This is a genomic window from Streptomyces sp. MB09-02B, from assembly GCF_033794485.1.
In the GTDB taxonomy this organism is placed as follows: domain Bacteria; phylum Actinomycetota; class Actinomycetes; order Streptomycetales; family Streptomycetaceae; genus Streptomyces.
On the sequence record NZ_JARGEE010000304.1, the window covers coordinates 1 to 11,086 of the forward strand.

Annotated in this window: 8 protein-coding genes and 1 pseudogene; 2 read left to right on the top strand and 7 right to left on the bottom strand. The window is 69.8% G+C overall.

Annotation, left to right across the window (positions count from 1 at the left end; translation table 11 throughout):
* Positions 1–123: 123 nt before the first annotated feature.
* From P1P70_RS31785 to argS, 3 genes are all read right to left on the bottom strand, one after another.
* Positions 124–930: a nucleotidyltransferase gene (locus P1P70_RS31785; RefSeq protein ID WP_319243940.1), complete on the bottom strand. Its 807-nt coding sequence runs from the start codon at positions 928–930 to the stop codon at positions 124–126.
* Between the two features lie 150 nt (positions 931–1,080).
* Complete coding sequence (locus tag P1P70_RS31790; RefSeq protein ID WP_319243942.1) at positions 1,081–1,890, bottom strand: DUF4253 domain-containing protein; 810 nt, start codon at positions 1,888–1,890, stop codon at positions 1,081–1,083.
* A gap of 174 nt (positions 1,891–2,064) precedes the next feature.
* Positions 2,065–3,852, bottom strand: coding sequence for an arginine--tRNA ligase (argS, locus tag P1P70_RS31795; RefSeq protein ID WP_319243944.1), 1,788 nt, complete (start codon positions 3,850–3,852; stop codon positions 2,065–2,067).
* Between the two features lie 402 nt (positions 3,853–4,254).
* Here argS and lysS point away from each other — a divergent pair, with 402 nt between their 5' ends.
* Entirely contained in the window at positions 4,255–6,000 is a 1,746-nt protein-coding gene (gene lysS / locus P1P70_RS31800; RefSeq protein ID WP_319243946.1) for a lysine--tRNA ligase, read from the top strand.
* 74 nt (positions 6,001–6,074) lie between these two features.
* On the opposite strand, the gene P1P70_RS31805 is transcribed toward lysS, so the two are convergent.
* The 4 genes from P1P70_RS31805 to P1P70_RS31820 all read right to left on the bottom strand — a co-directional run bounded on the left by P1P70_RS31805 (position 6,075) and on the right by P1P70_RS31820 (position 10,763).
* Positions 6,075–7,460: a DUF2637 domain-containing protein gene (locus P1P70_RS31805; protein ID WP_319243948.1), complete on the bottom strand. Its 1,386-nt coding sequence runs from the start codon at positions 7,458–7,460 to the stop codon at positions 6,075–6,077.
* Positions 7,461–7,620: 160 nt separating this feature from the next.
* On the bottom strand, positions 7,621–8,616 hold the full coding sequence (locus tag P1P70_RS31810) for a hypothetical protein (RefSeq protein ID WP_319243950.1): 996 nt from the start codon (positions 8,614–8,616) through the stop codon (positions 7,621–7,623).
* A gap of 129 nt (positions 8,617–8,745) precedes the next feature.
* Positions 8,746–9,621 carry a DUF3558 domain-containing protein gene (locus P1P70_RS31815; RefSeq protein WP_319243952.1) on the bottom strand — a complete coding sequence of 292 codons (876 nt, stop codon included), beginning with the start codon at positions 9,619–9,621 and terminating at the stop codon, positions 8,746–8,748.
* A gap of 308 nt (positions 9,622–9,929) precedes the next feature.
* Positions 9,930–10,763, bottom strand: a complete 834-nt coding sequence (locus P1P70_RS31820; protein WP_319243954.1) for an LAGLIDADG family homing endonuclease — start codon at positions 10,761–10,763, stop codon at positions 9,930–9,932.
* A gap of 213 nt (positions 10,764–10,976) precedes the next feature.
* On the opposite strand from P1P70_RS31820, the pseudogene P1P70_RS31825 reads away from it, so the two are divergent.
* Positions 10,977–11,086, top strand: a pseudogene (locus P1P70_RS31825) (hypothetical protein); the annotation flags it as partial.

Below are 11,086 nucleotides of genomic sequence, written 5' to 3' on the forward strand. Positions count from 1 at the left end.
GGGTTGCGGGGGTGAGCCGACCGAGTGCGTGTGGGGACGCGGGTGCGGTTCGGCGAGCGCGGCTCCGGACCGCGCTCCGCCGGACGGCGGAGCAGGTGGGAACGGACTGGTCCGCCCTGCCCGTCAGGGGCGCGGGGCTTTCTCGCCGTGCACGGCTGTGTATTCGGCCGCGAGCCACGGGCCCAAGTCGTCGATGAGCATCCCGAGCACCGCCGGGTCGGGTGAGGGCGCGCGGCCCACGGCTGCGGCGACACGCATCTGCTCGGCGCGTTCGGGGTAGTGGCTGCCGAAGATCTCGGCGGACCGGTCGAGGTCGCTGGTCCAGCCGCCCCACCGAGGCATGACCAGGGTGAATCCCGTGCGGACGACGCGGCGGCCGACGAGACGGCCGAGGGGCCGGAGATCGGCGTCCGTGGTGGCTTCGGCCGCTCTGGCACGCCAGAGCGGAAGCACGCGGGCGAGGTCACCGTTGGTCTCCCGCGCGAGCAGGGCTGTGGGGCGGTATCGGGGCAGCTGTGCCGCGAGGTCAGGGCCCAGCAACGGGGTGCAGAGGCAGGCGATGAAGAACCCGCCGTCGTGACGTTCGACGTCGCTGAGGAGAACCCGAGCGCTGGTCAGCAGGATCCCGACGCCGTCGATCTGCGGGAACGCATGGTCGAGTGCGGCCTCGATCGCTGTGGCGTCGGCCCGGTCGGCTTCGGTGGGCTCGTGGTGGAGGGCGAGTTGGAGGTCGAGGTCGGAGACACCGGGGGTGGCGGTGCCGCGGGGGATGCTGCCGTAGAGGTAGGCGCTGTGCAGGCGCCGACTGCCGAACGTCTCGGTGAGGTGAGCGCGCGCGGCATCGACGACGGGGACGAACGCCGCCGGCACGCGGTCCAGCGCGCCTTCGCGTGCGATCGTTCCGTCGCGATCCAGCCCTCGCTCATCCATGGGGCCACTGTGCCGTGTGCTGCGGGGTGCTGCCGAGTGGATTTTCCGAGGTGGGGCACGCCGCCGTGGTTCACCTCGGTCGGCCGCGAGTGGCCCGCTTCCGCCGATGCCCCCTGGACACCGGGTCGGCGCGGCACCCGGGGGTGCGACTCAGTCCCACCAGAAGGACCAGAGGGGTTCGCCGAGGAGGGTGCGGGCGTAGGAGCCGCGGGTGCCGTCGGTCGTGCCCTGCCAGATGTTGTCGGGGCAGAAGGCGAAATGCTCGGCGGCCAGGGCTTCGGCCTCGGCCTCGGTGGTGGGTGGGGCGGCCACGGAGAGGACGAGGTGGTCGTGGGCGAGGGCGACGACGCGTATGCCGAAGCGGTCCTCCCAGGAGCGCAGGACCGCGCAGAGCCTCGCCACGTCGTTCTCGTGGTTCGTCGGGCCGGTCCACCCGATGGCCGCCGGGATGTCGGCGCTGCGGCGGGCGGGGACGAGGGCGAGGCGGGGGTCCTTCAGCCGTGAGGAGTCCTTGACGAGGGCGTCGGCGGTCTCGGCGGCGACGGTGTCGGGGTCGGGCGCCGTGTCCGGGGCGGAGGTTGGGGGCGCGGTGAGGCCCGGCCACTCGGGGTCCTCGACAGTGGCGTACGCGTCCCAGAACTCGGCCAGGACCTCGTCGGCGTCGTGGTCGCCGGGGTAGGACATCTCGCCGGGCAGCAACTCCCACTCCTCCGGGCCGTGCTGGTCGCCGCCGACGTCCAGCAGTACCGGGAGGAGGCCGGCGGTGCGGCGGGCGGGCTGGACGGCTGCCCAGGCGCCAGGGGTCGCCGTCTCGTCCGCGCACCACAGCAGGGGCTCGTGCCACGGGCCGTCGTCCGTCGTGTCGATCAACCTCCCCTGCGGAAGCGGGAGTTCAAGCCCGAGCACGCGCCCGCTCGGGTCGGCCGCCAGCTGGGGCAGCGGGTTGGGAAGTGTCGCCATGCGGGTGACTGTAGGGGCCGCCACTGACAGCGGCTCGGCCGGTGGGGGTCGGCCGCGGCTGAGCAGCCGCCGGGACGGGAACAGGGAGAGCGGGCCGCCGCGACCGGAACGGGGAGAGCGTGCCGCCGGTGTACGGCGGCACGCTCTCCTGTTCTCGGTCTCTCTCCGGCTCGGTCAGAGCTTGTCGGGTGTCCTGATGCCCAGCAGGGCCATGCCCCGGTGCAGGGTGCGGGCCGTCAGGTCGATCAGGAACAGACGGTTCTCCCTCTGGGCCGGGGTGTCGGCCTTCAGGACCAGGCACTGGTCGTAGAACGTGGTCAGCAGGGTCGCCAGCTTGAAGAGGTACGCGGCCAGCTTGTGCGGCTCGTACGACTCCGCGACCTCTGCCACGGTCTCGCCGAACTGGTCCAGGTGCAGGCCCAACGCGCGCTCGGCAGGGGCCAGTTCGAGCTCCGGGTGGGCGGTCGGGCGGGCCTCGCCCGCCTTGCGGAGGATCGACTGGATACGGGCGTACGCGTACTGCAGGTAGACGGACGTGTCGCCGTTCAGCGAGACCATCTGGTCCAGGTCGAACTTGTAGTCCCGGACGGCGGAGGTGGAGAGGTCCGCGTACTTGACGGCGCCGATACCGACGTAGCGGCCGTTCTCGACGATCTCCTGCTCGGTCAGGCCCACCTTCTCGGCCTTCTCCCGGACCACGGTCGTGGCACGGTCGATCGCCTCGTCGAGCAGGTCGACCAGGCGGACCGTCTCGCCCTCACGGGTCTTGAACGGCTTGCCGTCCTTGCCGAGGACGGTGCCGAAGGCGAGCTGGAAGAGCTTGATCTCGGCTTCGACGTCGTCGTCCAGCCAGCCCGCCCTGCGCGCGGTCTCGAAGACCATCTTGAAGTGCAGGGACTGGCGGGCGTCGACGACGTACAGGAGGGAGTTCGCCTTGAGGTTGAAGACGCGGTCCCTGATGGCGGAGAGGTCGGTGGCCGCGTAGCCGTAGCCGCCGTCCGACTTCTGCACGATCAGGGGGACCGGGTTGCCGTCCGGGCCCTTGACGTCGTCGAAGAAGACACACAGGGCGCCTTCCGAGCGGACGGCCACGCCCTGCTCCTCCAGGAGGCGGCAGGTCTCCGCGAGCATGTCGTTGTAGCCGGACTCGCCGACGATGTCGGCGTCCCGGATGTCCATGTCGAGCTTCTCGAAGACGGAGAAGAAGTAGATCTTCGACTCGTCGACGAACTTCTGCCACGTGGCGAGGGTGTGCGGGTCGCCGGCCTGGAGGTCGACCACCCTGCGGCGGGCCCGCGTCTTGAACTCCTCGTCGGAGTCGAAGAGCTTCCTGGCCGTCTTGTACAGCCGGTCCAGGTTCGACATGGCCTGCTCGCCGGACTTCTGGAGGTTCTCGCCCTCGTTGTGGTCCAGCTCGTGCGGGTGCTCGTCCAGGTACTGGATCAGCATGCCGAACTGGGTGCCCCAGTCGCCGATGTGGTGCCTGCGGACCACGTTCTCGCCGGTGAACTCCAGGATCTGCACGACCGCGTCACCGATCACGGCGGAACGGAGGTGGCCGACGTGCATCTCCTTCGCCACGTTCGGCTGGGCGTAGTCGATGACCGTGGTGCCGGGGTGCTCCGCCGTGGGGACGCCGAGCCGGCCGGTGTCGTCCGCGTACCGCGCGGCGAGGTTCTCCGTGATGGCGCCGTCGGTGAGGGTGATGTTGAGGAAGCCGGGGCCGGAGACCTCGATCTCCTTGATCAGCTCGCCGGACTCCACCTGGGCGACGACCTGGGTCGCCAGCTCCCTGGGGTTGGCCTTCGCCTTCTTGGCCAGCGCGAGGATCCCGTTCGCCTGGTAGTCCGCCCGGTCGCTGCGTCGCAGCAGCGGGTCCGCGTCCGCGGTCGGCAGGGTGGCCGAGAGGGCGGTTGCGAGGCGCTGGTGGACGGAGGCGGTGAGGGACGTGACCGAAGCCATCAGGGGGAGCCGTTCTCCTCGGGGTACGGGTGGATGTCGTTCAGTATCCCACGGTGGGTAAAGGGGTTTTTCTGGCGCCTCAGGGGGTGGGGGTTCGGGTTCGGTGGCGGGTGCGGGTGCGTGGGGCTTCTCGCGCAGTTCCCCGCGCCCCTGAAAGACCAGGCCCCTGCGGGCCTGAAAGACCACGGCCGTGCGCCCCTGAAAAGCACGGGGCGCAGCCCCTGCTTTTCAGGGGCGCGGGGAACTGCGCGAGAAGCCCCCACCGGGCCGGCACCCGCCACCGCACCCGCACCCCCGCGTTATTGGGCGCCCGGTTCGACCCACGGAGTGAAAGGCTGGGAGAATGGCGCGGTCGTCCGGGACCGTAACCGGCGGCCATGGAAACTCCAGGAAAAAGAGGACGTGCCGATCGTGGCTCAGAGCACCGAGACCACCGACTGGGTCTCCCGTTTCGCGGATGAGGTCATCGAGGAGTCGGAGCGTCGGGCCCCGGGCAAACCCGTCGTCGTCGCGTCCGGCCTGTCGCCGTCCGGCCCGATCCACCTCGGCAACCTCCGCGAGGTCATGACCCCGCACCTCGTCGCCGACGAGGTCCGCCGCCGCGGGCACCAGGTCCGGCATCTGATCTCCTGGGACGACTACGACCGGTACCGCAAGGTCCCGAACGGCGTCGACGGCGTCGACGGTTCCTGGGCCGAGCACATCGGCAAGCCGCTGACCTCCGTACCCGCCCCCGCGGGCTCCGCCCACCCCAACTGGGCCGAGCACTTCAAGGCGGCGATGGTCGACGCGCTCGCCGAGATGGGCGTCGAGTTCGACGGGATCAGCCAGACCGCGCAGTACACCTCCGGGGTCTACCGCGAGCAGATCCTGCACGCCATGAAGCACCGCGGGGACATCGACGCGATCCTCGACCAGTACCGCACCAAGAAGGCGCCGGCGAAGAAGCAGCAGTCGCAGAAGCCGGTGGACGAGGCGGAGCTGGAGGCCGCGGAGGGCTCCGGCGCCGCCGGCGAGGACGACGGCAGCTCCGGCTCCGCCGGGTACTTCCCGTACAAGCCCTACTGCGGGGGTTGCGGCAAGGACCTCACCACCGTCACCGCCTACGACGACGACACCACCGAGCTGACCTACACCTGCACCGCCTGCGGCTTCTCCGAGACCGTCGCGCTGAACGAGTTCAACCGCGGCAAGCTCGTCTGGAAGGTCGACTGGCCGATGCGGTGGGCGTACGAGGGCGTCGTCTTCGAGCCGAGCGGGGTCGACCACTCCTCGCCCGGGTCCAGCTTCCAGGTCGGCGGGCAGATCGTCGGGATCTTCGGCGGGAAGCAGCCCATCGGGCCGATGTACGCCTTCGTCGGCATCTCCGGCATGGCCAAGATGTCGTCGTCCAAGGGCGGCGTGCCCACGCCCGGCGACGCGCTGAAGATCATGGAGCCGCAGCTGCTGCGCTGGCTCTACGCCCGCCGCCGGCCCAACCAGTCCTTCAAGATCGCCTTCGACCAGGAGATCCAGCGGCTCTACGACGAGTGGGACAAGCTCGACGCCAAGGTCGCGGACGGCTCCGCCCTGCCCGCCGACATCGCCGCGCACTCCCGCGCGGTGCGCACGGCCGCCGGTGAGCTGCCGCGCACGCCCCGCCCGATGCCGTACCGGACCCTCGCGTCCGTCGCCGACATCACCGCGGGCGCCGAGGACCAGACCCTGCGCATCCTCAGCGAACTCGACCCCACCGACCCGCTCTCCTCCCTCGACGAGGTGCGGCCGCGGCTCGACAAGGCCGAGGCCTGGATCAACACCCAGGTGCCCGCCGACCAGCGGACCATCGTGCGCCAGGAGGCCGACGCCGAGCTGCTGAAGTCCCTCGACGAGGCGTCCCAGCAGTCGCTGCGGCTGCTGCTCGACGGGCTCGCCGAGCACTGGTCGCTCGACGGACTCACGCATCTCGTCTACGGCGTGCCCAAGGTGCAGGCCGGGTTCGCGGCGGACGCCACGCCCAAGGAGCTGCCGGCGGAGATCAAGACGGCCCAGCGCTCGTTCTTCGCCCTGCTGTACCACCTGCTCGTCGGGCGGGACACGGGGCCGCGCCTGCCCACGCTGCTGCTGGCCGTGGGGCAGGAGCGGGTGCGGGCCCTGCTGGGGGAGTAAGGCGGCGTAGGACACGAGGAGGGGGCGCCCGGTGATCACCACCGGGCGCCCCCTCCTCGTGCGCGACGCACCGGTCAGGCGATGTGCTCGTCCGTCAGTTCCGCGTTGAGGCGGTTGGAGAAGCGGTTCACCATGCGCTTGGCCTCGGCCTCGTCGAGCGTGACGTCGTACGTCCCCTCGATGTCGGCGATGAGCCCGCGTGGGGTGGGCGCTCCGTTCCCGCCCTTGGTGACCTGGCGGAAGACCTGGTAGTAGTCCTCCTCCGTCGGCTCCGGGGCGCCGCCGCCCTCGCCCAGCTCGCGCGTGCGGCCGGGGCCGGCCGGGATGGGGAAGCTGCCGGTCTCCTCCGGAGAGGGTTCCGGGTCCTGGAGTTCGGGGCCCTGGAGTTCGTGGGCCTCGAACTGTTGCTGCTGGTAGCGGGGGTCCCGGGGGTCCGGCTCGAAGCGCTGGTACTGCTCGTATGCGCCGTTCTGCCCGTACTGCTCCGGGTCCTGGTCCTCGTACCACTCCCCGTACTGTTCCTCCGGCTCGTACGACGGGTCGTAGCCGCCCTGGTAGGGGACCTCCTGGGGGTGGCGGGCGTGGAGCCAAGGGCTTTCGTCGACCGGGGGTTCCTGCTCGGTGTAGCCCTGCTCCTGCTGCCCGGCGCGTTCCGGCCGCTGCTGGGTGGGGGTGCTCTCCAGTTGGGGGCGCTGCTCGCTGGGGGGTGCCGCTGCGCCCGCCCGGTCCGCTCCAGCGGCACGGTTGCCCGCAACTGAGGTGATTTCAACCTGAGGCGCGGGCGGGAGCAGGGCCGGTTCTATGCCCGCCGCTGCCAGGCCCGCCGGGGCCGTTTCCGCCAGGGGGACGCCGTAGCGGGCCAGGCGGAGGGGCATCAGGGATTCGACCGGGGCCTTGCGGCGCCAGGCGCGGCCGTAGCGGGAGCGCAGGCGGGCCTGGTAGACGAGACGTTCCTGCTCAAGCTTGATGACCTGGTCGTAGGAGCGGAGCTCCCAGAGCTTCATCCGGCGCCAGAGCAGGAAGGTGGGGAGGGGGGAGAGCAGCCAGCGGGTGAGGCGGACGCCCTCCATGTGCTTGTCGGCGGTGATGTCGGCGATCCGGCCGACCGCGTGCCGGGCCGCCTCGACCGCGACGACGAACAGGATCGGGATCACCGAGTGCATGCCCACGCCCAGCGGGTCCGGCCAGGCCGCCGCGCCGTTGAACGCGATCGTCGCCGCCGTCAGCAGCCACGCCGTCTGGCGGAGCAGCGGGAAGGGGATGCGGATCCAGGTCAGCAGGAGGTCCAGGGCGAGCAGGACACAGATGCCCGCGTCGATTCCGATCGGGAAGACGTACGAGAAGTTCCCGAAGCCCTTCTGGACCGCCAGTTCCCGTACCGCCGCGTACGAACCCGCGAAGCCGATCCCGGCGATGATGACGGCGCCGAACACGACCACGCCGATGAGAACGCGGTGCATTCGAGTCAGCTGCATTGGCGCGGCCACCCGTACTCCCCTCCCCTTGCGTGTTGTTGCGCGCAACAGAGTGGCACATGTGTACGGCGAACGGGTTGCCGGATGGCAGCGAGCCCGGCCCCCGCGGGGACCGGGCTCCCGTGAACCACCAGGTGAGGCGCGGCTACGACTTGCTCTTCCGGCTGCCGGAGGTGGACGAACCCGAGTCCGAATCGGAATCCGAGCCACCGTCCGCGTCCGAGCTGATGTCCGCACCGGAACCGCCCGACGACGACGCCTTCGTCGCATCGCCCGACGGTGCCTTGGACGCACTCTTCGACGGCGACGGCGACGCCGACGCGTCCGAACCGTCGTTCGCGTCCTCGACCGCCTCCACGACGTCCTCGGCGGCGGACTTCGCGGACTTCAGCAGCGCGGCCGCGTCAGGTGTCTTCTCACCGGCCAGACCGGCACCGTTGTAGTCGAGCGTGATGACCACGTTCTCCGTGCGCACCACGATCGTCTGCTGCTTGAAGGTGTCCCCGTCCTTCTTCAGGTCGTACTTGACCACGGTCGCCTGGTCGCCCAGGCCCGTCGCCGGCTCCGTCTTGACGTTCTTCGCCCCGTCCACCGCCTTCGCCGCCGTCACCTTCGACTCGAGCGCCTTGGCCGCGCGGTCCTCGCCCGGGCCGTTCGCCTCGTCCGAGGGCAGCAGGTGCAGGGAGACGCTCAGCCAGCGGTACTGGGAGCCGTCCACGCCGTTGTTGTCGAGGCTGATCCAGCGGCAGTCGCCGGTCACGTCCGCCTCGGCCTTGTTGATCGCCTTGCCGGACTTCACGCCCTCGGGGACCAGCGACTTCAGCGTCTTGTCGGGGAACACCTCGCACGCGTCCGGCAGCTTCGCGTACTTCGCGGCGACGACCTCCGGCGTGGCGCTCTCCTTCACCGACTGCTCCGCGCCCGCCGGCGTCTCGTCACCGGAGGCGCTGTCGGAGCCGGAGTCCGACGAACAGCCGACCGCCAGCAGCATCACCGGCACGACCGCCGCGCCGACGAGGGCCCGGGAGCGGCCCGGACGCTCGTGCCCGCCGAAGCGCGCCACCCGTCCGAAGCGCGCCACCCGTGGCGAACGCTCGCTGCGCGGTGACTGATGCTGGTCTGACTCTGCGGCTCGTCGCATGGTTCCTTCGCAATCGGACAAACGGACAATCGGATCGGGGTTCCGAGAGGCCACCGTACGCGGTGAAGAAGAAGTGCGGTTCTGGTTCAGATGGTTCGTGTGGGCACCCGAACCGCCCCCGGGAGGCCGTCAGTCGTCGAACGCCTCGGCCAGCCGCTCCGCCAGATTCCGGGCCCTGTCCTGCATTTCCTCACTGTCCGGCACCACCGTCGTGGTCGCCGGCTGCTCCTCGTACTCGACGGTCACGAGCACGTTGGACGTGCGGAACACCACAGTCACGGTCCGCTGCTTGCTCGTGCCGAGCGCGTCGTCGAGGAACGCCTCGTCGCCGAGGCCGTCGAGCGTGCGGGGCTGGAGGGATGCGGGGGTGCCGGACGCGCTCGGTGAGGGGGAGGAGGATCCGGAGGACGCTTCGGATCCGGAGGCGGATCCAGAGGCGGAGGACGCGGCGCTCGTGGACGGATCGGCGGTGGCCCCGCCCGACGTCTGCGTCTCCTCGGGCTCGTCGCTCTCCTCGTCCGCGCCCTCGCTCTCCTTCTGCGACACGGACGGCGTCGGCTCCGGCAGGTCGGCCGCCTCGACCTTCCCGCCGTAGACCTCCTGTGCCTTGCTGTCGTCGCTGACCCCGTTGCCCCACGACACGATGCGCTCGAAGCCGACGAAGAGGTAGTGGGTGGCGTCCGCGGCCTCCACCTTCCAGCGGCAGCCGGCCTTCTGGTCGGTGTCGTACGTCTGCGTCGCGTCGCCCTCGTACGCCTGCCGGCGCTTGGCCTCGTCGGGGAGTTGCCCGATGCCGGGGAGGAGGGTGTCGAGGGTGTCCTGCCCGACCGAGCCGCAGGGTTCCGGGAGCGTGTCGTAGCGGCCGGGCTGGGCGACGGTGGCCGAGGCGGTGGCCTCGCCCGGGCGGGGGTCGTCCTTGGAACCGTCGTCGCTCGCTCCCGTGCACGCGGCCAGCAGTGCCGCGAGGAGCACGGCGACGCCGGGTACGTACGCCTTCCGCTGCACGGTGGGGCTCCTCTCGACGGGTCCCTCGGGACGCCTGCGCAGTCCTGCCTGTGGTTATTCACTTGCCGCCCGGGGGTGACCCCCGGGCACCATGTGTATCGCACGCACTGCTGTGAACGCCGGTCCGGCATCCCTTTTCGACGGCCTTGGCGCCTTTTTGCGTTTTGGTGCTTTCATCTGTTCCGCAGGGAATGGAGGCGTGGTGGTGGAGTTGAAGCAGGTGGTGCGCCTGCATGGCTGATGACGTGGGGCCCGGCCCCACTGCGGGACCCGTCCCACTGCGGGTCCGGGCCCCAGGCTTCAGGGCTTCACTGATCGTTCGGCATCAGCATCCTGCTGTTCCTGAGGCGCCACCTGCGTCGACGGCAGCTGTTCTCAGTGCGCCCGAGTTCTGTGGCGACTGCGACGATGTCGTCTTGGTCCAGCACCATTCGGTCCTCGTAGGCAGTCCAGGCTCGTCGTGAGTTCACGATTCGCATGTCGGCAGGGCGAGCCCAGTGGGAGACGGAGTCTGCCTTGACCTGTTTGCGTCCCAGCGAAAGACAACCCGGGTAGTAGAGGTCAGCTGTCAATTCCTGAGCCGCCTCCTTCTCGAAGGTGATGTTGTAGATCTCGTCCCGTGTGTTTCGGCGAGCGAGGCGCTCAACTCCCGTGATCTCCTGAGCGTAGGAACGCACAAAGGCGACGATGGCCGTGCTCGCCGTAGCGAGACAGATGAAGGGCCACCCCGAACCTGTGTAGCCGACAGCTCCGTCGGCATCGATGAGGCCTCGAAGGTAGTCGCGACGGGAGAAGGCGACGCGGGGCGGGGCGATCGTCTTCGACTTGCGGCCGTAGGGAAGGCCGAGCTGGTTGAGTTTTGTTCTGGCTTCCAGGGAGCAGAGGGACCAGGTTGCCGAGTGATGGCTGTCAGCGAAGTTGGTTGACCGTACTCGCTCCGTAACCCTGCTGTTGTACGGCGTCAAGTACTTGAACCGGTACAGCAGATCGATGTCCTGGACGCTGAGCTCGACTGTCAACCGCCCTTTTCGGCCTTCACCTTGGTAGAGGTGACCGTCTGCCTGTAGGAAGCCGAACATGTACGCGTATTCGGAGACCGTGAGGTCCATGAACTCGTGAGCGCTAGGCTCGCCGTCAGCCACGGGAAGCCCTACTTCCTTGTTGGTCAGGCCCTCGGGCCGGGTGGCACCCCGGCCCGAGGGCTGTCATGTCGCTGTGTGGCGCGAGCCTAAGTCGGCAGTTCGAGCGACGCGTGGGTGATCGAGATGCTTCACCCTTCTGTGTGATGGGCGGCGTCAGCAAAGCGAGCCGACCGCTCCCGCTGAAGGGCCCTGTCCTCATGCGAGGCTGAGGACATGGTCATCGCCCGGTCCGCCGCCCTGTTCCTGCTCGCCGCGTTGTTCGAGATCGGTGGGGCCTGGCTGGTGTGGCAAGGGGTCCGGGAGCACCGGGGCTGGGTGTGGAT